The sequence below is a fragment of the Streptomyces sp. Tek67B01 genome (assembly GCF_055231995.1).
The window spans coordinates 4,333,113-4,355,319 of the sequence record NZ_JBUYUY010000001.1; the positions used below are offsets into that span (position 1 = coordinate 4,333,113).

Annotated in this window: 19 protein-coding genes; 14 read left to right on the forward strand and 5 right to left on the reverse strand. The window is 70.7% G+C overall.

Going from position 1 to position 22,207, the window contains the following annotated elements; all coding sequences use genetic code 11:
- The first annotated feature begins 8 nt into the window (after positions 1 to 8).
- The 3 genes from ACV7NM_RS19530 to ACV7NM_RS19540 all read left to right on the forward strand — a co-directional run bounded on the left by ACV7NM_RS19530 (position 9) and on the right by ACV7NM_RS19540 (position 2,938).
- The gene (locus tag ACV7NM_RS19530; RefSeq protein WP_463411464.1) at positions 9 to 1,118 is read left to right on the forward strand and encodes a hypothetical protein; all 1,110 of its coding nucleotides are present in this window, start codon (positions 9 to 11) and stop codon (positions 1,116 to 1,118) included.
- Between the two features lie 14 nt (positions 1,119 to 1,132).
- A complete protein-coding gene (locus ACV7NM_RS19535; RefSeq protein WP_463411465.1) occupies positions 1,133 to 2,461 on the forward strand; it encodes a hypothetical protein in 1,329 nt (442 codons plus the stop codon).
- Positions 2,462 to 2,710: 249 nt separating this feature from the next.
- Complete coding sequence (locus tag ACV7NM_RS19540) at positions 2,711 to 2,938, forward strand: hypothetical protein (RefSeq protein ID WP_463411466.1); 228 nt, start codon at positions 2,711 to 2,713, stop codon at positions 2,936 to 2,938.
- 81 nt (positions 2,939 to 3,019) lie between these two features.
- Here the strand turns inward: ACV7NM_RS19540 and ACV7NM_RS19545 are convergent, their stop codons facing one another.
- The gene (locus ACV7NM_RS19545; RefSeq protein ID WP_463411467.1) at positions 3,020 to 4,546 is read right to left on the reverse strand and encodes a peptide MFS transporter; all 1,527 of its coding nucleotides are present in this window, start codon (positions 4,544 to 4,546) and stop codon (positions 3,020 to 3,022) included.
- A 501-nt stretch (positions 4,547 to 5,047) separates the two neighbouring features.
- On the opposite strand from ACV7NM_RS19545, the gene ACV7NM_RS19550 reads away from it, so the two are divergent.
- Both ACV7NM_RS19550 and ACV7NM_RS19555 read left to right on the forward strand, forming a co-directional pair.
- A complete protein-coding gene (locus ACV7NM_RS19550) occupies positions 5,048 to 5,725 on the forward strand; it encodes a response regulator transcription factor (RefSeq protein WP_136213631.1) in 678 nt (225 codons plus the stop codon).
- A gap of 98 nt (positions 5,726 to 5,823) precedes the next feature.
- On the forward strand, positions 5,824 to 7,089 hold the full coding sequence (locus ACV7NM_RS19555) for an ATP-binding protein (RefSeq protein WP_463411468.1): 1,266 nt from the start codon (positions 5,824 to 5,826) through the stop codon (positions 7,087 to 7,089).
- Between the two features lie 23 nt (positions 7,090 to 7,112).
- Here ACV7NM_RS19555 and ACV7NM_RS19560 read toward each other — a convergent pair whose 3' ends face one another.
- The gene (locus ACV7NM_RS19560; protein ID WP_463411469.1) at positions 7,113 to 7,658 is read right to left on the reverse strand and encodes a GtrA family protein; all 546 of its coding nucleotides are present in this window, start codon (positions 7,656 to 7,658) and stop codon (positions 7,113 to 7,115) included.
- 272 nt (positions 7,659 to 7,930) lie between these two features.
- Between ACV7NM_RS19560 and ACV7NM_RS19565 the strand changes: the two genes are divergently transcribed.
- The 4 genes from ACV7NM_RS19565 to ACV7NM_RS19580 all read left to right on the forward strand — a co-directional run bounded on the left by ACV7NM_RS19565 (position 7,931) and on the right by ACV7NM_RS19580 (position 12,011).
- On the forward strand, positions 7,931 to 9,070 hold the full coding sequence (locus ACV7NM_RS19565) for a 5-(carboxyamino)imidazole ribonucleotide synthase (protein ID WP_463411470.1): 1,140 nt from the start codon (positions 7,931 to 7,933) through the stop codon (positions 9,068 to 9,070).
- Entirely contained in the window at positions 9,067 to 9,615 is a 549-nt protein-coding gene (gene purE, locus ACV7NM_RS19570; protein WP_136213634.1) for a 5-(carboxyamino)imidazole ribonucleotide mutase, read from the forward strand. The genes ACV7NM_RS19565 and purE overlap by 4 nt, the downstream gene beginning before the upstream one ends.
- Positions 9,612 to 10,790: a dipeptidase gene (locus tag ACV7NM_RS19575; RefSeq protein ID WP_463411471.1), complete on the forward strand. Its 1,179-nt coding sequence runs from the start codon at positions 9,612 to 9,614 to the stop codon at positions 10,788 to 10,790. The genes purE and ACV7NM_RS19575 overlap by 4 nt, the downstream gene beginning before the upstream one ends.
- A gap of 144 nt (positions 10,791 to 10,934) precedes the next feature.
- Positions 10,935 to 12,011 carry a dipeptidase gene (locus ACV7NM_RS19580; RefSeq protein WP_463411472.1) on the forward strand — a complete coding sequence of 359 codons (1,077 nt, stop codon included), beginning with the start codon at positions 10,935 to 10,937 and terminating at the stop codon, positions 12,009 to 12,011.
- Here the strand turns inward: ACV7NM_RS19580 and ACV7NM_RS19585 are convergent.
- Together ACV7NM_RS19585 and ACV7NM_RS19590 are read right to left on the reverse strand one after the other, a co-directional pair.
- A complete protein-coding gene (locus tag ACV7NM_RS19585; protein ID WP_463411473.1) occupies positions 12,008 to 13,291 on the reverse strand; it encodes a glycosyltransferase 87 family protein in 1,284 nt (427 codons plus the stop codon). The genes ACV7NM_RS19580 and ACV7NM_RS19585 overlap by 4 nt on opposite strands.
- 216 nt (positions 13,292 to 13,507) lie before the next feature.
- Positions 13,508 to 14,851, reverse strand: coding sequence for a UDP-glucose dehydrogenase family protein (locus tag ACV7NM_RS19590; RefSeq protein ID WP_463411474.1), 1,344 nt, complete (start codon positions 14,849 to 14,851; stop codon positions 13,508 to 13,510).
- A 240-nt stretch (positions 14,852 to 15,091) separates the two neighbouring features.
- On the opposite strand from ACV7NM_RS19590, the gene ACV7NM_RS19595 reads away from it, so the two are divergent.
- The 5 genes from ACV7NM_RS19595 to ACV7NM_RS19615 all read left to right on the forward strand — a co-directional run bounded on the left by ACV7NM_RS19595 (position 15,092) and on the right by ACV7NM_RS19615 (position 20,981).
- Positions 15,092 to 16,249 (forward strand): acyl-CoA dehydrogenase family protein, encoded by a 1,158-nt coding sequence (locus ACV7NM_RS19595; protein WP_463411475.1) that lies wholly within the window; start codon positions 15,092 to 15,094, stop codon positions 16,247 to 16,249.
- 144 nt (positions 16,250 to 16,393) lie between these two features.
- Positions 16,394 to 17,059 carry a hypothetical protein gene (locus ACV7NM_RS19600; protein WP_463411476.1) on the forward strand — a complete coding sequence of 222 codons (666 nt, stop codon included), beginning with the start codon at positions 16,394 to 16,396 and terminating at the stop codon, positions 17,057 to 17,059.
- Between the two features lie 136 nt (positions 17,060 to 17,195).
- A complete protein-coding gene (locus tag ACV7NM_RS19605) occupies positions 17,196 to 18,722 on the forward strand; it encodes an FG-GAP-like repeat-containing protein (RefSeq protein ID WP_463413993.1) in 1,527 nt (508 codons plus the stop codon).
- 345 nt (positions 18,723 to 19,067) lie between these two features.
- Positions 19,068 to 20,150 (forward strand): mannose-1-phosphate guanylyltransferase, encoded by a 1,083-nt coding sequence (gene manB, locus ACV7NM_RS19610; protein ID WP_463411477.1) that lies wholly within the window; start codon positions 19,068 to 19,070, stop codon positions 20,148 to 20,150.
- 24 nt (positions 20,151 to 20,174) lie between these two features.
- Positions 20,175 to 20,981, forward strand: coding sequence for a polyprenol monophosphomannose synthase (locus tag ACV7NM_RS19615; protein WP_463411478.1), 807 nt, complete (start codon positions 20,175 to 20,177; stop codon positions 20,979 to 20,981).
- An 87-nt stretch (positions 20,982 to 21,068) separates the two neighbouring features.
- Here the strand turns inward: ACV7NM_RS19615 and ACV7NM_RS19620 are convergent, their stop codons facing one another.
- Complete coding sequence (locus ACV7NM_RS19620) at positions 21,069 to 22,205, reverse strand: acyltransferase family protein (protein ID WP_463411479.1); 1,137 nt, start codon at positions 22,203 to 22,205, stop codon at positions 21,069 to 21,071.
- Positions 22,206 to 22,207: the final 2 nt, after the last annotated feature.

The window sequence follows — 22,207 nt, forward strand, 5'->3', positions numbered from 1 at the left end:
GCGTCCAGGTGAACGTCGACACCGGCGGGACAGCCCGCGCGCGGATCGCGGCCCTGCTCACGGCCGGGCTCGCGGTGTTCGCCCTGGCGTTGCTCCCCGCAGCCCCGGCCGCCGCGGCCCCGGCCGCCGTGGCCCCGGCCGCCGTCACCGACGAGGCAAAACCCACCGCCACGCTCTCGCTCCAGGAGGTGGCCAAGGGCGCCGGCATCACCGTCACCGGCGCCGGCTGGCGGGCCAAGACTCTGGTGATGCTGCTGGTCTGCGGACAGAACATGATCGGCGGCACCAACAGCTGCGCCAACGCCGACGGGGTCGCCGTCGCGGTCGGCGACGACGGGCACTTCACCGCCGCACTGCCCGTCGTCGGACCACCCAAGCCGTGCCCCTGCGTGGTGAACGTGGCCTCCGTCAACGGGGACCGGTCCACCGTCGCCCTCCCGATCAAGATCACCGGTCACCCCGTGGCCGAGTTGCCCGCCGAGTCCGGAAGCGGCCGCCTCGCGCTGCTCACCGGGGTCCGGCTGGAGGGCGACGACGGGGTCCTGACCTGGTTCGGGGCCCCGCCCACGCGCAAGTTCACGGTCACGGTCGGCAACCTGGGCTCGGCCCCGGTCCGGGACCCGGTCTTCCAGCTCGGCACCTCGCACGGGGTGTACGCGCCCCAGTGGGAGGAAGCCCGCTGGAAGGGCACCATCGCGCCCGGCGGCAAGGCGGAGGTCCGGCTGGACGTGACGCTGGCCGCGGGAGCCCACGGGGACTACACGGTCTCGCTCAAGTACGGGGACAAGGTGGTGGCCACGCAGCCGTGGGGGGTGGGGCGCCCGTACGGCGTGCTGCTGTTCTGGGCCCTGCTGCTGGTGGTGATCCCGACCGCCGTCTTCCGCCTCGGCATGGCCGTCGTCGACCGCGTCCGCCCGCGCCCCGCCTCCGCCCCGCCGGCGGCGGACCCCGAAGCCTCCACGGCGGTACTGCCGTGGTTCACCCCGGACACCGCGCCGGAACCCGACGCACCACCAGAACCGCAGAAACCAACCACACCATCCGCACCACCCGCACCACGTACACCGCAGACATCCGCACCGTCTGAGAACCGTCCGACGACGAAGGGACATTCGTGAAGACCCAACGGAGGGTGAGCGCGGCCGCAGTCGCGCTGCTGTTCGGCGGCGCGGGCATCCTGCTGGCGGCCGCCCCCGCCCAGGCGGCCGACGTCTCCTACAAGGTGGAGTGCATCCCGCCGGCGGGAGGTGGCGGCCCGGTCCAGGGCACCACCACCGTCTCCATCACCGCGCCCGCCACGGCGAAGGTCGGCGACGAGGTCGAGGTGGTCTGGAAGACCGTCAAACCGGCCTCGAACAACACCGACCTGATGGACCTGGGCAAGGACACCGTCAAGCCCACCGGCTACGTCAAGCTCGGCGGCGCGCTGGCTTCCGAGGTCAAGTTGGAGGGGGAGCGGAAGAACCCGCCCATCCCGAAGAAGGCCCCCATGGTCATGTCCGACATGAAGGGCAAGGTCAAGCTGACCAAGGCGGGTGACGTCACCATCACGCCGGGCAAGTACGACGTGGACTTCAGTGGCTTCATCACGAAGTGCACCCCGCAGGAGACGGTCGGGGTCGGTGCCACCATCAAGGTCACCGAGGGCGGCGGCGCCACGACGGGCGGCACCACCGGCGGCACCGCGACCGGCGGCACCGCGACCGGCGGGACCACGGGAGGCTCGACAACCGGCGGCTCGACCACCGGCGGCACCGCGACCGGCGGAACCACCGGCGGCTCGACCACCGGTGGCACCGGCGCCCAGACCGACTTCCCCGGCAAGCCGATCGAGGTCGCCTACGACTGCGGCGCCGTCGTCCCCGGCGGCATCAAGACCCCGGTCACCATCAACGCGAAGAAGAACGGCGGCGGCTACGACCTGACGGTCAAGACCGCCAAGGGCGCCATGGCCAGCCCCATGGCCCTCCCGGCGGGGGCGCTCAAGCCCTCGATGGACATCAAGCTCGGCGGCGCCGACAGCGGCACGGTCAAGGTCACCGGACCGGCCAACGCGGAGCCGATCCCGGACAAGGCCCCGGTCAGCCTCAGCGACATGACCGGCACATACAAGCCCGGCAAGACCGGCAAGGTGACGCTCAGCCCGGACCAGCTGACGATCGACGTCACGATGGCCCCGGGCTCCACACCGATCAACGTGCCCTGCAAGGCCACCAGCAGCGGCGTCTCGCTGGAGCTGGACACCGCCGCCCAGCCGGGCGGCTCCGGCTCGCCGTCCACCACCGGCAGCACCACCGGCGGCTCCACCGGCGGCTCCGCCGCGTCCGGCGGCCTCGCCGAGACCGGCGCGCAGGACGGCGGCGGCCTCAAGGCCCTGGGCCTCGTCGCCGGCACGGTCATCCTGCTCGGCGCGGCGGTCTTCACCTTCACCCCCTGGCGCCGCCTGCGCGGCAACCGCTGACCTCGCTGTCCGCCCTTCGTGTCATGCCCGACGGAACCCCTTGGGGGTGATCGTTCCTGCTTGCTAGCGTCCGGTTCGGCGGATATGCGGTTTTCATCCGCCGAACCGGCGAACAATGGGGCAGCTCATGAAATTCACGTCCGTGCTCGTGACAGCGGCCGCCGCTTCGGCGTTCGCCATGGCCGGTGCCGCGCCGGCGGTCGCCGTGCCGGCCGGCGCGGCCAAGAGGGCTGCAAGGCGACCGCCGACATGGACCGCTGGGGCCGTCCGAACGTCACGTCGGCCTGTTCGGGACGGCTGCCTTCCGGCGCGCGCCACCGCGCCGTGATCATCTGTGACACGGTCCAGGGCGTGCGCGAGCACGTCGTCCGCCGCACCTACCACAGCCACTGGACCCCGACGGGAAGCAAAGCCGAGGTGGGCTGCGGATTCAAGTCGTTCCTCGTGGGCTTCAAGTCCGAGACGCGGGGCGTCTGAGCGCCGAAGCGGCCCGGGGACGCCGAAGGGCCCGGCACACCTTCCGGTGTGCCGGGCCCTACACATGCGCGGGAGGGTGCGTCAGCGCACGTCGCCCATGAGGTCCTTGACCTTCTTGCGGTACATGAAGACCGCCAGGGCGGCCAGCGTGGCCAGGGTGGCCTCGATCGCCACGGCGCCGGTGCCGTTGAGGTCCACACCGAAGACGGACGGGTCCGACAGGAGGCTGGTGATCGAGTCACCCGCCGTCACCGCGAGGAACCAGACGCCCATCATCTGCGACGCGTACTTGCGCGGGGCCATCTTCGTGGTGACCGACAGGCCGACCGGGGAGATGCACAGCTCGCCGACCGTCTGGATCAGGTAGATGCCCACGAGCCACATCGGGCTGACCAGCTGGCCGTTGGAGGACATGGCTACCGGCAGCAGGAAGAAGAAGAACGAGACGCCGATGAAGAACAGGCCGGCGGCGAACTTCCCGACGGTGGTGGGCTCCTTGCCCTTGCGGTTCAGCCACAGCCAGATCCAGGCGAAGACCGGGGCCAGCGCCATGATGAAGACCGGGTTCAGCGACTGGTACCAGGAGGAGGGGAACTCGAAGCCGAGCAACGAGCCGGAAGCCTTGGTCTCGCCGAACGCCTGGACCGTCGAAGCACCCTGGTCGTAGATCATCCAGAAGGCGGCGGCAGCCACGAAGAACCAGATGTAGCCGGTCATCTTCGACTGTTCGCCGCGGTCGAGTTCCTTGTCCCGCTTGATGCGCACGAGCACGGCGGTCGGGACGATCAGACCGATCAGCGTGAGCGGGATGGTCGCCCAGGCCTTGGTGAACATGCCGGCGACACCGATGACGGTGTAGAAGACCGCCACGACGGCGACCGCGACGGCGACCTTGCGCAACCACGAGGTGCGCTCTTCGGCCGACAGCGGCTTGGGAACGACCGAGCTGACGGGGTTCAGGTGCTTGGTGCCCAGCAGGAAGACGGCGAGGCCGATGCCCATACCGACGGCCGCCATCGCGAAGCCGAGGTGCCAGTTGACCTTCTGGCCCACGGTGCCGATGGCCAGCGGGGCGAAGAAGGCACCCGCGTTGATGCCCATGTAGAAGATCGTGAAGCCACCGTCACGGCGCGGGTCGTCCGCGTCCTTGTACAGCTGGCCGACCATGGTGGAGATGTTGGCCTTGAGCAGGCCCGAGCCGATCGCGACGAGCGCGAGACCGACGTAGAAGGTCGCCTGCCCGGGCAGTGCCAGGATCACGTGACCGGACATGATCGTCACGGCGGCCACCGTCACGGTCTTGCGCGGACCCCAGACACGGTCGCCCAGCCAGCCGCCCGGCATGGCGAGCAGGTAGACCATGGAGACGTAGATGGAGAAGACGGCGATCGCCGTGCCCTCGTCCATGCCGATGCCGCCGCCCAGGCTGCCCTTCTTGGCATCCGGGCCACCCGAGATCAGGTAAACGAGAAGAAGGGCCTTCATGCCGTAGAAGCTGAAGCGCTCCCACATCTCGGTCATGAACAGAGTGGCCAGGCCACGGGGGTGGCCGAAGAAGGTCTTCTCGGCGGCCGGAGCCACCGGTTCCTTCGTCAGGCTGGAAGCCATGGTCGATCCTTGCTTGATCGGGACGCTTCGCTTCGTGAGCGGGACAGCGCCCTGTGGGGGGTGGCCGGCACCGGCGACGGGCCGCCCACCCCACGCCTCGGGGTCTCGCCCCACGGGTGGGGGCGAAGGAAGGTCCGTAACCGGGATCCACGCCCTCCGCGCAGCTTCGCGCGCAGGGCCCGGCCCCTAGGTCATTCACTTCATCCAAGGCGGACGGGGCAGTCCTTGACACGTGTACGCATCAAGGCGCCGATCCGCCCGGAACAGAAGGAGAGACCCTTGGCTCGTTTTTCGGCACAAAGGTCCCCTGGGTAGTGCATCAGGCGTCTCGCCACCATACGACACGACACTGCGGCATATGGAAGGACTTGAGATATGGATCACAGGCGCCGTGGGAACCGTTCGACCATATTCGAAGGCGCGTAGTAGTCCATAAGCCCAGATCGGCAGGGGTATGCGGGCTGGCCCACGATTCGGTCGCCGCGGACTACCATCACCCACATGACGCGTGTACTGCTCGCCGAGGACGACGCATCCATCTCGGAGCCCCTGGCCCGCGCCCTGCGCCGGGAGGGGTACGAGGTCGAGGTCCGGGAGGACGGCCCCACCGCTTTGGCCGCGGGGCTGCAAGGCGGCGTCGACCTCGTCGTCCTGGACTTGGGCCTGCCCGGCATGGACGGCCTGGAAGTGGCCCGACGACTGCGCGCGGAGGGGCACGGCTTCCCGATCCTGGTGCTGACCGCCCGTGCGGACGAGGTCGACACGGTCGTCGGCCTGGACGCGGGCGCCGACGACTACGTGACGAAGCCGTTCCGGCTCGCCGAACTGCTGGCCCGCGTCCGGGCCCTGCTGCGGCGCGGCGCGAACGAGGCCTCGCAGGCGCCGGCCACCCACGGGGTGCGGATCGACGTCGAGTCGCACCGCGCCTGGATGGGAGAAGAGGAGCTCCAGCTCACCGCCAAGGAGTTCGACCTCCTGCGGGTCCTCGTCCGGGACGCGGGCCGGGTCGTGACCCGCGATCAGTTGATGCGCGAGGTCTGGGACACCACCTGGTGGTCCTCCACCAAGACGCTCGACATGCACATCTCCTGGCTCCGCAAGAAGCTGGGCGACGACGCCGCGAATCCCCGCTACATCGCGACGGTGCGGGGCGTCGGCTTCCGTTTCGAGAAGAGCTGAGCGAAGAACCAGGTGAACGACCGGGTGGACGACCGGGTGGACGAACGAGTGAACGACCGGGTGAGTGACCGGGTGAAGATCCGAGTGCGGACTGAGCCGTGCGCCGCCGACTGATCAACTCCACGCTCGCCGTGGTGCTCGTCGTGATCGCCGTGTTCGGGGTCTCCCTCGTCATCGTGGAGACGCGGACCATCACCAGCAGCGCCCAGGAACGGATCGGGTCCGAGGCGCTGCGGCTGGTGGGCGTCGTCGAGACGGACGTGCTGGAGGGCAAGCCGGTCGACTCGTTCGCGCTGGGCGAGCAACTGGACGAGGGACGGTACGCCCGCATCACCGTCCCCGGCCGGCCGGCCGTCGAAGTGGGCGACCGCATCCCGGGCAGCGTCATCCGCGGCACCGCCCGCGGGGAGCAGGGCGAGGTGGTGGTGATCGAGGAATCCCGCTCCACGGTCACCAAGGAGGTCGGACGGACCCTCGTCGTGGTCGGCGCGGTGGCGCTGCTGGCCGTCGTGGCGGCCGTACTGCTCGCCGTACGCCAGGCGAACCGGCTGGCCTCGCCGCTCACCGACCTCGCCGAGACGGCGGAACGCCTCGGTTCGGGCGACCCGCGGCCCCGCCACAAGCGCTACGGGGTCCCCGAGCTGGACCGGGTGGCGGACGTACTGGACTCCAGCGCGGAGCGGATCGGCCGGATGCTGACGGCCGAGCGGCGCCTCGCCGCCGACGCCTCGCACCAGCTGCGGACCCCGCTGACGGCCCTGTCGATGCGGCTGGAGGAGATCACGGTCACCGACGATCTGGAGACCGTACGGGAGGAGGCGAGCATCGCCCTGACCCAGGTGGAGCGGCTCACGGACGTGGTGCAGCGGCTCCTGACGAACTCGCGCGACCCCCGGACCGGCTCGGCGGTCCCCTTCGACCTGGACGAGGTCGTCAAACAGCAAGTGGAGGAGTGGCGGCCCGCCTACCGCAGTGCCGGTCGGGCCATCGTGCGCTCGGGCAGGACGGGCATGCGGGCCGTGGGCACGCCGGGGGCGGTCTCGCAGGTGCTGGCCACCCTCGTGGAGAACGCGCTGATGCACGGTGGCGGCACGGTCGCGCTGCGTACGCGGGTCACCGGCAACCAGGCGGTGCTGGAGGTCACGGACGAGGGACCCGGCGTGCCGCCCGACCTCGGCAACCGGATCTTCGAGCGCGCCATCAGCGGCCGCAATTCGACGGGCATCGGCCTCGCCGTCGCCCGCGATCTCGCGGAGGCGGACGGCGGCCGGCTGGAGCTGCTCCAGACCCAGCCGCCGGTCTTCGCCCTGTTCCTCAGCCGGACGGCGCCCGATCCGACGGAGCCGGAGCGGCCCCTCCGCTAGCGGGGGAGCCGCAGCAGCCCCTCCTAGCGGGCCGGGGTCGCGGCCGGCTCGGGCGCCAGGGGCGCGGCGGCGGAACTTTGCCCGTCGCGCTGCTCGACGACCAGGGACGGGGCGGCGGGCGCGGGCAGCGCCTTGAAGACCCACGTCCGGTAGGACCAGAAGCGGAAGATCGTGGCGATGCCGATGCCGGCGAACTTGAAGAAGTTCGTCGCGAGGGAGCCGTCCCAGCCGAGCCCGTACGTCGCGGTGTACAGCACGCCGTTCTCGATGACCAGGCCGATCACGCTGAAGGCGGCGAACAGCACCAGCTCACGGGTGCGGGTGTGACTGCTGTTGTTGGCGCGGTCCCGGTAGGCGAAGTAGCGGAACCCGATGTAGTTCGACGCGATGGCCACCACGGTCGCTATGACGCTCGCGCGCACCACCTGGAGGTCGGTCGTGCTGCGGATCAGGTTGAACACACCCATGTTCACCAGCACGCCCAGCCCGCCGACCGCCCCGAACTTGGCGACCTCCCGTGCCATGCCGCGTATGCGTTCGAGGGCGGATACGTTCTTCGGCGTGCTCATGTGATGGCTCAGTCCCTGTCCGTCGTCGCCGCCCCCGGTCCGGGAGGCGTCACTCGTCGTCGACGACCATGTCTCGGCGCACACGTCTTCGCACACGTCTTCCGCGTCACACGCATCCGTCAACCGAATCTCGTCGCCCCTCCATGGTAAGTGTCGCCCCACGGGTCCGTCTGCGCCTGGTACCCCGTGCGACACACGGCACACGGCGCGCCCGGCGAGTCCTCGCCAGGGCCGCGTCCGGATGGCGGAATACCGACGGATACCCTGGAAGCGTGACGTTCCCGGTAGTCGGCATGGTCGGCGGCGGACAGCTCGCCCGCATGACCCACGAGGCGGGTATCCCCCTCGGCATCAGATTCAAGCTCCTCAGTGACACCCCACAGGACTCGGCGGCCCAGGTCGTGAACGATGTCGTCATCGGCGACTATCGCGACCTGGAGACGCTGCGTGCCTTCGCGCGCGGCTGTGACGTGATCACTTTCGACCACGAGCATGTACCCATCGAACACCTGCGGGCCCTGGAAGCGGACGGCATCCCCGTCCGCCCGGGGCCCGACGCGTTGATGCATGCCGCCGACAAGGGGGTGATGCGCGCCAGACTCGACGAGATCGGCGCGCCCAGCCCCCGCCACCGGATCGTCCGCGATCCGGCGGACGCGGTGGCCTTCGCGAAGGAGGTCGGCGGGTTCCCCGTCATCCTCAAGACGGTGCGCGGCGGCTACGACGGCAAGGGCGTGTGGTTCGTCCGCACCCCCGAGGACGCGGAGGCGCCCTTCAAGGCGGGCGTCCCCGTCCTGGCCGAGGAGAAGGTGGACTACGTCCGCGAGCTCGCGGCCAACATCGTCCGCTCCCCGCACGGCCAGGCGGTGGCCTACCCCGTCGTCGAGTCCATCCAGGTCGACGGCGTCTGCGACACGGTCATCGCGCCCGCCCCGAACTTGTCCGAGGAGCTGGCGGGCGAGGCCCAGGCCCTGGCCCTGCGCATCGCGCGCGAGCTCGACGTGACCGGCCACCTGGCCGTCGAACTCTTCGAGACCACCGACGGCCGCATCCTCGTCAACGAACTGGCCATGCGCCCGCACAACAGCGGCCACTGGACCCAGGACGGCGCGATCACCTCCCAGTTCGCCAATCACGTCCGGGCGGTCTTGGACCTGCCGCTGGGCGACCCGCGCCCGCGCGCCCGCTGGACCGTCATGGCCAACGTCCTGGGCGGTGACTACCCCGACATGTACGCGGCCTACCTGCACTGCATGGCCCACGACCCGCAGCTCAAGATCCACATGTACGGCAAGGACGTGAAACACGGCCGCAAGGTCGGCCACGTCAACACCTACGGCGACGATCTGGACGATGTGCTGGAGCGCGCACGTCACGCAGCCGGCTACCTCAGAGGGACGATCACCGAATGAGCACCAGCTCTACCGCACGCCCCACCGGCCCCGTCATCGGCATCGTCATGGGCTCCGACTCGGACTGGCCGGTCATGGAGGCCGCCGCCCAGGCGCTGGACGAGTTCGAGATCCCCTACGAGGTCGACGTCGTCTCCGCGCACCGGATGCCGCGCGAGATGATCGCGTACGGGGAGCAGGCCGACGCCCGCGGCCTCAAGGCCATCATCGCGGGCGCCGGCGGAGCCGCCCACCTGCCCGGCATGCTCGCGTCGGTCACCCCGCTGCCCGTGATCGGCGTCCCGGTCCCGCTCAGGTACCTCGACGGCATGGACTCCCTGCTGTCGATCGTGCAGATGCCCGCCGGCGTTCCCGTCGCCACCGTCTCCGTCGCCGGGGCGCGCAACGCGGGCCTGCTGGCCGTACGGATGCTGGCCGCCCACGACACCGAGCTGCTGGCCCGGATGCGCGACTTCCAGCAGGAGCTGAACGACCAGGCCACCGAGAAGGGCAAGCGGCTGCGTACGAAGGTCGCAGGCACGGAATCGTTCGGATTCGCCAAGTGAGCGCCGACGAGCGCCTGGCCGAGGCGCGCGAGCTGCTGGCCGAGCACCCCGTGGTGGACGGGCACAACGACCTGCCCTGGGCGCTGCGCGAGCAGGCCCGCTACGACCTCGACCGGCTGGACGTCGGTGGCGACCAGCGCGGCACCCTGCACACCGACATCCCCCGGCTGCGCGCCGGCGGGGTCGGCGCGCAGTTCTGGTCCGTCTTCGTACGGTCGGACTACGCGGGCGACACGGCGGTCAGCGCCACCCTCGAACAGATCGACGGCGTGGACCAGCTGATCGCCCGTTATCCGGAGGCCTTCGCCCGGGCGCTGACGGCGGACGACATGGAGGCGGCCCGCGCCGACGGCCGGATCGCCTCGCTGATGGGCGCCGAGGGCGGCCACTCCATCAACAACTCGCTCGCCACCCTGCGCGCCCTGCACCGGCTGGGCGTGCGGTACATGACGCTCACGCACAACGACACCATCGACTGGGCGGACTCGGCGACCGACGAACCCCGGCACGGCGGCCTCACCGACTTCGGCCGCGAGGTCGTACGCGAGATGAACCGCGTCGGAATGCTCGTGGACCTCTCGCACGTCGCCGAGACGACGATGCGGGACGCCATCGAGGTGTCCACCGCGCCGGTGATCTTCTCGCACTCCTCCGCGCGGGCCGTGTGCGACCACCCGCGCAACGTCCCGGACGACGTGCTGGCCCTGCTCCCGGCCAACGGCGGGGTGGCCATGGCCACCTTCGTGCCGAAGTTCATCCTCCCCGCCGCCGTCGAGTGGACGCTGGCGGCCGACGAGAACCTGCGCGCCCACGGCTTCCACCACCTCGACACCACCCCCGAGGCGATGGCCCTGCACCGGGCCTTCGAGGCGGGGCGCCCGCGCCCGGTCGCCACGGCGGCCACCGTCGCGGACCACCTCGACCACATGCGCGAGGTGGCGGGCGTCGACCACATCGGCATCGGCGGCGACTACGACGGCACGGCCTTCACCCCTTCCGGCCTGGAGGACGTGTCGGGCTACCCGAACCTGATCGCGGAGCTGCTGACGCGCGGCTGGTCACGGGCCGACCTGGCCAAGCTGACCTGGTCCAACGCGGTCCGCGCGCTGCGCGACGCCGAGGCGGTGGCCCGCGACCTCTCGGCCTCCCGCGGCCCCTCCAACGCGGTGATCTAGCCGCCACGGCGTTTCGGCGTTCGGGTGTCCGCCCCAGGCGACACCCGAACGCCACACCCGCCGTGAACCCGTGCGCCCCGCGTGTCACCGTGGCCAGACGAACCCCGCTTCTCTCCCTGCTGCGCCGAGACCGGAGCGAACGCCATGGCCGACTTGCAGGACGAACCCCTCCAGAGCCCCGGCACCGACGTGGGCCCCGGCTGCCTGGGATCCGAGGACCCCGCCCCGGGTGCGGCGCCCGGAGCCCTGGACCGGGCCATGGAGCTGCTGTCCGAACATCCCGTGGCCGACGGGTGCAACACCTTGGTCTGGACGCTGCGCCAGAGTCCGTACCACGACATCGACACCCCCGACCTCGGTGTGGACACCGACATCCCGAGACTGCGCGCCGGCGGGGTCGGCGCCCAGTTCTGGTCCCTGCTCACGCCGAGCGAGGCACCGGCCGTCGACCAAGTGGTCTCCGACACCCTGGAGCAGATCGACGTGGCGCTGTCCCTCGTACGCCGCTACCCCGACAGCCTGTGTCTCGCGCTCACCCCCGACGACATGGCGGACGCCCGCAACCGGGGTCGTATCGCCGCGTTCCTCGGCCCGGTGCCCGGCCGCACGCTGAGCGGCTCCCTGGGGGCGCTGCGCGCCTTCCACGCGCTGGGCGTGCGCATCCTGGCACCCGCCGGGGCGCCCTGGGCACGCGAAGGCCTCACGGTCTTCGGCCACGAGGTGGTCAAGGAGATGAACCGCCTGGGCATGCTGCTCGACCTGGCCGGCTGCCCCTCGGCGGTGGCCTGTCAGCTCGCGGGCGCGTCCAAGGCGCCGGTCATCATCTCCAACACCGGGGCCGCCGCCCTCAACCCGCACCCGGGGAACGTGACCGACGAGGTGCTGCTCGCGCTGCGCGCGGCGGGCGGCGTGGCGATGGTCACCTTCGACACGGAGCGGACCGGGGACTCGCTGCACGCGGTGGCGGACCACGTGGACCACGTGAGGGCGCTCGCGGGCCCCGACGGCGTCGGTCTCGGCGCCGCGTTCGGAGCCGAACCGGGCAGTCCCCGCCCGGCCGGCCTGACCGACCCCTCCGGCTACCCGAGGCTGGTCGCGGAACTGCTGGAACGGGGCTGGACGGAGCCCGATCTGGCACTGCTCACCTGGGGCAACGCCCAACGGGTGCTGCGCGACGCGGAGTTCACCGCCCGCGCCGCCCAACACCGCCGTACGGTCTAGGCGCGCGGCCCGGGTCCGGGTACGGTCGCGCGCCACAGCCGGACGCCGGACCAGACGGTGGCGTAGAGCAACATGCCGTTACGGGCGCACAGCAGGATCGTGCCGGTCCAGGTGTTCTGCAACACGTCGCCGTACCAGACGGGGAAGATCAGCGAGGTGAGCAGCGTGGCGGCGGCCAGCAGCCACGCGATCGGGCGCTGGGTGGTGTTCCTGGAGGTCAGGCAGACGGCCGCCAGGCCGAGCAGCCAGATCATGTACTGCGGGCTGATGACGCGGCTGGTCACGGTGAACACCATGATCGCGCAGAGCGCGGCGTCCAGCGGCGTCGCGGTCGTCCAGCGACGGGCCCGTACGCGCCACAGGACCAGCAGCACGAAGCCGATCACGGTGAGCGCGATCGAGGCCCGCGCGATGGCCGGGACGTACGGGCCGACGTACTCGAAGGCGCCGTACTGGAAGGTGATCCGGCCCGGCCAGATCCCCGTCCGCATGGCGAGCATCAGCGCAGACCCGCCGACGGACTCCACCTGCACGCCCCGGTCGCCCTGGTTGCCGAGGAAGCCGAGGGAGTCCCGGAAGAGCGCCGCGAAGACGGCGAGCAGCGCGACACACGACAGCGCGGCCGCGATGACGGCCTCCCGCGTCGACTTGCCGCGCGGAGCACCCAGCAGGGTGAGCAGCGGCCACACCTTGACCATCGCGCCGATGCCCGCGATCACCCCGCCGAGCCTCGGCCGGTGGCGCAGACACAGCAGCGAACCGACCGCGAGCAGCGTCACCTGGACGTCGTAGCGCGCGAAGGGCGTCGCCATCAGCAGCGGCAGCGCGAGCAGCCAGAACAGGGCGCCGGCCCGGCTCCCGTCGCGGCGGCGGGCGGCCCGGAGCAGACCGACGAGGATCACGCCGTCACAGAGCACCGTCAGCGCGACGAAGGCCTGGAAGTAGGTGAGGAACGGCAGCAGATCGGGCGAGAGGAAGATCGCCGCGGCGGCGGGCGGATACTGCCACGTGATGTCGTCGTGCGGCATCGACCAGGTGACCAGGACGTCGTACCAGTTGTGGTAGGTCCCGCTGACGTCCACCCGTACGAGGTTCGAGCTGTGGAAGTCGTGCACGAGCATCCAGAGCATCAGCGCCCGGCTCGCCGTCCAGAGACCCGCTATGGCCGGCAGCGCGCCCCGTCCCCGCACGGCTGCTGCCAAGGCTCCACGGCCGCGCGTGGCGGGCGCCGTCGTCGCGGAGGGGGTGGGGGCGCTCGGTGGGCTGCTGGTGGCGGTCATCGGCCGCCACTCTACCGACCGCGTCCGGCGGCCACGGCGGTCGCGGACGCCGGCCGCTCGCGCCCCTCCCGGGGCCGCGGCGGCTGAGTCCGCGACCCGTCCAGGCGGGGCGACCCCGTCCCGCGCGTACGGGAGCCGTCAGGCGGGGCGTGACCCGTCACGCGCTTACGCGACGTTCACGCGCGGGGGCGCCCCGTCACGCGCGGCCCGGACCCGTTACGCGCGGGGGCGGCCCATCGCGCGGTAGGTCCAGCCGGCACCCCTCCACAGGTCGGGGTCGAGGGCGTTGCGGCCGTCCAGGACCAGCCGGTCGGTGACGACCTCGCCCAGCGCCGCCGGGTCCAGCTCGCGAAACTCCCGCCACTCGGTGAGGTGCAGGACGACCTCCGCGGCCCGGGCCGCCTCGACGGCGGAGTTCGCGTACCCGAGGGTCGGGAAGACGCGTCGCGCGTTCTCCATGCCCTTCGGGTCGTAGACGGTGACCTGGCCGCCCTGGAGGTGGATCTGGCCGGCCACGTTGAGCGCGGGGGAGTCGCGCACGTCGTCGGAGTCCGGCTTGAAGGTGGCGCCGAGCACCGCGACGCGCTTGCCGAGGAAGGAGCCGCCGACCGCCTCGCGCGCCAGCTCCACCATGTGCCCGCGGCGGCGCATGTTGATGGAGTCGACCTCCCGCAGGAACGTCAGCGCCTGGTCCGCGCCCAGCTCGCCCGCCCGCGCCATGAACGCCCGGATGTCCTTGGGCAGGCAACCGCCCCCGAAGCCGATCCCGGCCCGCAGGAACTTCGAGCCGATCCGCTCGTCGTAGCCGATCGCCTCCGCCAGCTTCACCACGTCACCACCGGCCGCCTCGCACACCTCGGCCATCGCGTTGATGAACGAGATCTTCGTCGCGAGGAAGGAATTGGCGGCCGTCTTGACCAGCTCCGCGGTCGGGAAGTCCGTCACCACCAGCGGCGTGCCCTCCGACATCGGCGTCTCGTAGACCTCCCGCAGCACCTTCTCGCCGCGGTCGCCCTGGACGCCGATCACGATGCGGTCCGGGTGCAGGGTGTCCTGCACCGCGAAGCCCTCGCGCAGGAACTCCGGGTTCCACGCCAGCTCCGCGTCCGCGCCCACCGGGGCCAGCGCCGCCAGCTTCGCCGCGAGGCGCTCCGCCGAACCGACCGGAACCGTGGACTTGCCGACGACCAGCACGGGCCGGGTCAGGTGCGGGGCCAGTGACTCCAACGCGGAGTCGACGTAGGACATGTCGCAGGCGTACTCGCCGTGCTTCTGCGGCGTGTTCACGCACAGGAAGTGGACGTCGCCGAAGGCGCCGACCTCCTCCCAGGAGCGGGTGAAGCGCAGCCGCCCGGAGGAGCCCGGCAGCCCGGCCACGTGCGCGCCCAGCAACTCCTCCAGCCCCGGCTCGTACATCGGGACCCGGCCCGCGGCCAGCATCTCGATCTTCTCCGGCACCACGTCCAGACCCAGCACCTCGAAGCCCAGCTCCGCCATGGCGGCGGCGTGCGTCGCACCGAGGTAACCGGTGCCGATCACGGTGATCTTGAGGGGGGCCATGGGTGCTCCAGAGGTGCGGGGCCGTTTGCGGCCACTGAGCATAGTCGGGCCCGCCCCGGGGGACGCTCCCCGTGCGCGCACCGCGCGCCTCCGCTGTCACGCAGCTCACGTACGCCGTACATATCGCTGCCCGGACGCCGGAGACTAAGCTTCGGGTTACTTAACGGTAGTTAGCATCACGGATCGCGCTCCGACATCACGCGGCGCGCACCACGCATCACACCTGGGGAGTGAGAGATCTTGGCGGGTTCTGCCGACTTCGACCTGTACCGCCCGGCCGAGGAGCACGACATGCTCCGCGAGTCCGTCCGCTCGCTCGCCGAGGCGAAGATCCTGCCGTTCGCCGCGGCGGTCGACGAGGAGTCGCGCTTCCCGCAGGAGGCCCTCGACGCGCTGGTCGCCAACGACCTGCACGCCGTCCACGTGCCCGAGACCTACGGCGGCGCCGGCGCCGACGCGCTCGCCACCGTGATCGTGATCGAGGAAGTGGCCCGGGTCTGCGCCTCCTCCTCCCTCATCCCGGCCGTGAACAAGCTCGGCTCGCTCCCGGTGATCCTCTCCGGTTCCGAGGAGCTCAAGGCCAAGTACCTCGGCCCGCTGGCCAAGGGCGACGCGATGTTCTCGTACGCCCTCTCCGAGCCCGACGCGGGCTCCGACGCGGCCGGCATGAAGACCCGCGCGGTGCGCGACGGCGACTTCTGGGTCCTCAACGGCGTCAAGCGCTGGATCACCAACGCGGGCGTCTCCGACTACTACACGGTCATGGCCGTGACCGACCCTTCGATGCGATCCAAGGGCATCTCCGCCTTCGTCGTCGAGAAGTCCGACGAGGGCGTCTCCTTCGGCGCCCCGGAGAAGAAGCTCGGCATCAAGGGCTCCCCGACCCGCGAGGTCTACCTCGACAACGTCCGCATCCCCGCGGACCGCATGATCGGCGCCGAGGGCACCGGCTTCGCCACCGCGATGAAGACCCTGGACCACACCCGCATCACCATCGCCGCCCAAGCCCTCGGCATCGCCCAGGGCGCCCTGGACTACGCCAAGGGCTACGTCCAGGAGCGCAAGCAGTTCGGCAAGCCGATCGCCGACTTCCAGGGCGTGCAGTTCATGCTCGCGGACATGGCCATGAAGATCGAGGCCGCCCGCCAGCTCACCTACTCGGCGGCCGCCAAGTCCGAACGCGTCGACGGCGACCTGACGTTCTTCGGCGCCGCCGCCAAGTGCTTCGCCTCCGACGTGGCCATGGAGGTCACCACGGACGCGGTCCAGCTGCTCGGCGGCTACGGCTACACCCGCGACTACCCGGTCGAGCGCATGATGCGCGACGCCAAGATCACCCAGATTTACGAAGGCACGAACCAGGTCCAGCGCATCGTCATGGCGCGCAACCTGCCCTGACTCCGGTGCGCGTAAAGGCCCGGCTGGAGCCACCAGTCGGGCCTTTTTCATGGCGGAGGTCCGACGGATTTGAGTTAATGTCAGATAATCATCAAGATCCTTGTGATTCTGACTGCTGTTTCCGTCCTCGAAAGGACCTGCACGGTGTTCTCCCGCGCGCGTCAACCCGTCATCGCCGCCATAGCGGTCACTTCGCTCTGCGCTTTCGGCGCCTACGCGGCTGCCGCCGACGTGAAGGGTGGCGTCTCCGAGGCGGGTCCGGCGGCCCCCGGGAAGCCCTCGGGCCCAGCGTCCGTGTCGGCGCCGGTTTCCGCGTCGCCTTCGGCGTCCGCCCCGGCCTCGCCGTCACCTGCCGCCTCGGCCTCGGCCTCGCCGTCGCCCTCTGCTCCGGTCTCGCCCTCGGTCTCGTCGTCCCCTTCGGCACCCGTCGCAGCGGCGGAGTCCCCGTATCCGAATTCCGCCGAAATCCTGGCAAAGGACGGAATCAAGCTGGTTCGCGGGGACGGCGGAATCACCCTCGCGGAATGCGGAATCAGTGCTTCCCAGGTCCGGGTTTACAGCTATGAGGACTCCGCCGCCAAGCGGAAGCCGATGTATTGCTTCAACGTCCGTTCGCAAACCGGACGGGTCACCTTTGAATTGGACCGGGTCTTCGCCCTCGACGCCGGCGCCCGCCCCGTGAGCGCCAAGGTCGTCTCGGGCGCTTCCACCACGACCGTCGACGTCGGCAAGAACAGCTACGCGAGAGCGGTCGAAAAGCCGCTGGAGGCCACGGGGCACGTCGTCGTCGAGCTCCGCGTGACCGGCTGACCCTGCCGCGGCAGTCAGGTTTTCCCGGGTTCTGCGAAGCCTCTGGTTTCCCCGGTCTCCTCGCCGCGCGTTCCGCCCTGTCATGCGAAGACGCCCCGCGTCGCAGCCCCTCCCCACCGAAGGTCCCAGACCCGTGATGAAGCGCACCGCGCACCTCAGCCTCGCCCTGCTCGCAGGCACCGCCCTCATCGGAATCGGCGCCACCCCGGCCCTCGCGGCCCCGAAGCCCTCCCCGTCGCTCCTGCGCATCATGCCGCTCGGCGACTCCATAACCGAGGGCGCGGGCAGCGCCCGCGGCGACGGTTACCGGCTGCCGCTGTGGAACCTCATGGCGGGTCAGTCCCGCTACCTCCCCGACTTCGTCGGCAGCGATGTCGACGGCACCTTTGCCGATCCCGACCACGAGGGGCACAGCGGGCAGACCATCGAGCAGATACGCCCGTATACGGCCCAATGGCAGGCCGCCGCCAATCCGGACGTCGTCCTGCTCCACCTGGGCATCAACGACCTGCGTGAAGCGGGCACCGACCCGGTCGACGCGGCGAACCGGCTGGGCACGCTCGTCGACGGAATCCAGGCACGAAAGCCCGGAGTCACGGTCATCGTCCAAGGTCTGCTGACCGAAACCGTGGATCAGGGGCAGCGCACGGCCACCTTCAACTCCGTCATCCGCGGCCAGGAAGCCGCCCGCCGGGCGGCCGGCCAGCACTTCCGCTACGTGGAACCGCCCACCATGGACGTCGCGACGGACCTGAACGCCGACCGCCTGCACCCCACTGATGCGGGCTACGCCAAGATGGCCCGCGTCTTCGACGACGCCCTCGAACAGGCCGTCACGGACGGCTGGACGCAACACGCGCTGCCGCGTGCCGGTAACGAATCCGGCGGCGACGCCCGCGTGCGCTGGGCCGACTGGGACGGTGACGGCAAGACCGACCAGGTCCTCGTCGCCGACAACGGCGCCGTCACCGTCAAGCTGAACCGCGGCGGGAACGCCGGTGGCGGCTGGCAGAGCCTCGGCCAAGTCGCGGGCGGCCTGACGACCGACCGCTCCCGGGCCCGGTTCGCCGACTGGGACGGTGACGGGAAGGCCGACTACATCCTTCTCAACACCAACGGAAGCGTCCTCGTCTACCTCAACCGCGGCGGCGACGGGCACGGCGGCTGGCAAAGCATCGGGCAGGTCGGCACGGGCGCCTCCACCAACCAGGACCAGGTCCGCTTCGCCGACTTCGACGGCGACGGCCGGGCCGATTACACCGTCGTCGCCGACAGCGGCTCCGTCGACGTCTACGCCAACCGCGGCGGCGACGGCGGTGGTGGCTGGAACGTGCTGTCAAAGGTGGCCAGCGGCACCACGACGGACCGCTCCCGCCTTCGCCTCGCCGACATCGACGGCGACGGCCGGGCCGACTACCTCACGATCGCCGCCAACGGTTCCGTCAGCGCCTACGCGAACCGCGGCGGCGACGGACACGGCGGCTGGAGCTCCCTCGGGCAGATCGCGAACGGTGTCACGACCACGCAGGGCAGGGTGCAGTTCGCCGACTTCAACGGCGACACCCACGCCGACTACTTCCTCTCCGGTACCGGCGACAGCGTGGCGGTCTACCTCTTCAACGGCTTCGGCGTCAGCTGGCTCAACCAGGGCACCGTCGTCTGACGCAGCGGGCTCGTCCGACGCAGCCACGAAGAAACACCCGTAGTGCGCACAAAAGCAGAGGGAGGGGACGAAGGCCCCGTGCGGCCGAGCGCGGCAACGGCATCGACGCGGAGACGTACCAAATCCGCAACAACGTCAGGGCCTTCCGTCCGCCCCGCCCGCGCGGGTGCCAGGGTCGGGCGCCGCCGTGGACCCCGACCCGCCACGTGAGCACCGGTGTTCCGCGCGGCAGGCCCTCCGGCCGGCGCCGCGTCCCGCTTCCGCACGGCTCACCTCCGGCCTTCGCGTGCCCCCGCATGGGCTAAATTTGGACCTTCGTACGCCCGACCGGTTGGGGAGAAAGCAATGACGGAAGCGATCCTGCTGGTTGGCGGGCAGGGGACGCGGCTGCGTCCCGTGACGGTGAACACCCCCAAGCCGATGGTTCCGGCCGCGGGTGTTCCGTTCCTCGCCCACCAGATAGCCAGGGCCGCTGCCGCCGGTGTCACGCACATCGTGATGGCCACCTGCTACCTGGCCGAGGTCTTCGAGCCCTACTTCGGCGACGGCTCCGCCTTCGGCCTCACCCTTGAGTACGTGGTCGAGGACGAGCCCCTCGGTACCGGCGGCGCCATCCGCAACGCCGCCCAGCGGCTGACGGGCGGCCCGGACGCCCCCGTCCTCGTCTTCAACGGTGACATCCTCACCGGCCTGGACATCGCCGGCCTGGTCGATTCCCACCAAGCGGCCGATGCCGACGTCTCCCTGCACCTGGTGCGCGTCGAGGACCCGCGCGCCTTCGGCCTGGTCCCCACCGACCCCGAGGGGCGGGTGCTGGCCTTCACCGAGAAGCCGCAGACCCCCGAGGAGATCGTCACCGACCAGATCAACGCCGGCTGCTACGTCTTCCGCCGCAGCGTCATCGACGCCATCCCGGCCGGTCGACCGGTATCCGTCGAGCGCGAGACCTTCCCCGGGCTCCTCGCCTCCGGTGCCAAGCTGCACGGCGTCACCGAGGACACGTACTGGCTGGACCTCGGCAAGCCCGAGTCCTTCGTCCAGGCCTCCGCGGACCTCGTGCGCGGAATCGTCTCCTCCCCGGCCGTCCCCGGCCCGCGCGGTGAGGCCCTGGTCCTCCCCGGTGCCGAGGTGGCGGAAGGCGCCAAGCTCTCGGGCGGTACCGTTGTCGGGGCCGGCGCCCGCATCGGGACGGGAGCGGTCGTCCAGGGCTCCATCGTCCTGGACGGCGCGATCATCGGTGCCGACACCCACGTGAGCGCCAGCCTGATCGGCGCCCGCGCTTCGGTGGGCACGCGCACGGTGCTCGACGGCGCGGTCATCGGCGACGGCGCCGTCGTAGGGGCCGACAACGAACTTCGCGCAGGGGCGCGGGTGTGGTGCGAGGCGGAACTGCCGTCCGCCTCCGTCCGCTTCTCCTCTGACCGGTGACCAACTTCAGTGAGGCGTAACCCTGTGATAGGCGAGCAGCAGACTCCCCGCGCGACCGACGTCGCAACCACGAAGCTCCCCGACAGCTGGGCGCACACCCCGCTCACCGTGGTCATGCCCACGTACAACGAGGCCGGCAACCTGCCCGGGATGGTCGAGCTGCTGATGGGCCTCGACCAGCCCGGCCTGCGCCTGCTCGTCGTCGACGACTCCTCGCCGGACGGCACCGGCAAGATCGCCGACGAGCTGGCCGAGGGCTTCCTCACCAAGGACGGCAAGCCGCGCATGTCGGTCCTGCACCGCACCGCCAAGGACGGCCTCGGCCGCGCCTACGCGGCCGGCATGGCCAAGGCCGTCGAGGACGGCGCCGAGTACGTGCTCCAGATGGACGCGGACGGTTCCCACCCCGCCGGCAAGATCGCCGAGATGCTGGGCGTGGCCCGCTCCACCGGCGCCGGCCTCGTCGTCGGCAGCCGCTACGTCCCCGGCGGCACCCTCTCCGACGCCTGGGGCGCGCACCGCAAGCTGCTCTCCCGCTGGGCCAACGCCTACGCGAGCACCATCTTGGGCACCCGTGTACGCGACATCACGGGCGGCTTCAACCTGTGGAGCGCCGATGCGCTGAAGTCGATCGACCTGGCGTCCATCGGCAGCGCAGGCTACAGCTTCCAGGTGGAGATGAAGTTCAAGGCACTGCGCCGCGGCTTCCAGGTGATGGAGGTCCCGATCCACTTCGAGGACCGCACCGTCGGCGAGTCCAAGATGAACCTCGCCGTCCAGCTGGAGTCCATCGCCATGCCGTGGAAGCTGCGCGCCCGCGCCGGCAAGTGACAGTCGAACGCAAGTAGCCGTAGACGTACGGAAGGGGCGCCTCCGCAGGGGCGCCCCTTTGCCGTGTCAGCTTTGCCGTGTCAGCGGTCAGGCGCGCGCCGGCCGGTTCTCCAGCCACCGCCTCAGCAGCCGGGCGGCCGGTCGTTCCACGTAGCGTTGGATCAGCCAGGACGCCGCCAGTATCACCGCGACCGCCGACAGCAGCAGCGTCCACGGTTCGACGTGACGGTGCCACTGCCGCAGCAGGGTGATGCCGATCTGCTGGTGCAGCAGGTACAGCGGGTACGACATGGCGCCGCCGACCGACAGCCAACGCCAGTCGATCCGGTCGAGCCGGCGCAGGGCCACGGCGGCCATCAGGAGGTAGCAGGCGGTCACGACGGCCAGGCACGTCTCCCAGGACAGCCGATCGCCCTTGACGGTGTTCCAGGCGACGATGTCGTTGAGCCAGCGCTGCGTCAGCAGCCAGGAGAAGCCCAGCAGCGCCCACGGCTCGCCGGCGCGCGGGCCCTCCCGGCGGATCAGGTGGAAACAGATCCCGGAGACGAACAACGGCGAGTAGACCGGATTGGCCAGGGTCTCGAAGAGCGGCACTCCGGACGTCGGCGCGAGGAGGGAGGCGACGGTCCAGATCCAGCAGAAGTTCAGGACCTTGCGGTAGGTCAGTCCCGTCCAGGCGACCAGGGCGAAGAGCAGGTAGAACCGGACCTCGGACCACAGCGTCCAGTAGGACATGTCCAGTTGGGCGCTCCCCAGGGGGGTCTGGAACATGCTCAGGTTGGTCAGGACCTGACTCAGGCCGGGCCCGGCGCCGCCGAACGGCTTGCCGTCGACGAGCAGGACGACCGCGGTGACCAGCACGCAGAACCAGTAGGCCGGCCCGAGGCGGACCACCCGGCTGCGCAGGTAGCCGCCCAGCGGCCGGCCCCAGGCCGACATGCAGATGACGAAGCCGCTGATCATGAAGAACAGCTCGACGCCGAGCCAGCTGTAGCGACCGACCGCGGTCAGCCACCCGAAGGCGTCGTGCCCCCAGATGTCCTCGCGGGTGTAGTGGTGGAAGAGCACGGCCGTCGCCGCGACGACGCGCAGCCCGTCCAGGACGCGCAGTCGCGCTCCCGGCGCCGCCGTGGCGGCCGCCTGTCCCGGGATGGCGCGTTTCGCTAGGTGGTCACCGTCTGGCTGCGGCCTGGCGAAGGCCCGCGGGGACGGGTGCAGGGACATGG

What these genes read in the sequence shown, in the direction of transcription:
- ACV7NM_RS19540 (WP_463411466.1), top strand. Translation starts at nt 2,711, where the DNA reads ATGGACCGCTGGGGCCGTCCGAACGTCACGTCGGCCTGTTCGGGACGG.
- ACV7NM_RS19545 (WP_463411467.1), bottom strand. Translation starts at nt 4,546, where the DNA reads ATGGCTTCCAGCCTGACGAAGGAACCGGTGGCTCCGGCCGCCGAGAAG.
- ACV7NM_RS19550 (WP_136213631.1), top strand. Translation starts at nt 5,048, where the DNA reads ATGACGCGTGTACTGCTCGCCGAGGACGACGCATCCATCTCGGAGCCC.
- ACV7NM_RS19560 (WP_463411469.1), bottom strand. Translation starts at nt 7,658, where the DNA reads ATGAGCACGCCGAAGAACGTATCCGCCCTCGAACGCATACGCGGCATG.
- purE (WP_136213634.1), top strand. Translation starts at nt 9,067, where the DNA reads ATGAGCACCAGCTCTACCGCACGCCCCACCGGCCCCGTCATCGGCATC.
- ACV7NM_RS19580 (WP_463411472.1), top strand. Translation starts at nt 10,935, where the DNA reads ATGGCCGACTTGCAGGACGAACCCCTCCAGAGCCCCGGCACCGACGTG.
- ACV7NM_RS19585 (WP_463411473.1), bottom strand. Translation starts at nt 13,291, where the DNA reads ATGACCGCCACCAGCAGCCCACCGAGCGCCCCCACCCCCTCCGCGACG.
- ACV7NM_RS19590 (WP_463411474.1), bottom strand. Translation starts at nt 14,851, where the DNA reads ATGGCCCCCCTCAAGATCACCGTGATCGGCACCGGTTACCTCGGTGCG.
- ACV7NM_RS19605 (WP_463413993.1), top strand. Translation starts at nt 17,196, where the DNA reads ATGAAGCGCACCGCGCACCTCAGCCTCGCCCTGCTCGCAGGCACCGCC.
- manB (WP_463411477.1), top strand. Translation starts at nt 19,068, where the DNA reads ATGACGGAAGCGATCCTGCTGGTTGGCGGGCAGGGGACGCGGCTGCGT.
- ACV7NM_RS19620 (WP_463411479.1), bottom strand. Translation starts at nt 22,205, where the DNA reads ATGTCCCTGCACCCGTCCCCGCGGGCCTTCGCCAGGCCGCAGCCAGAC.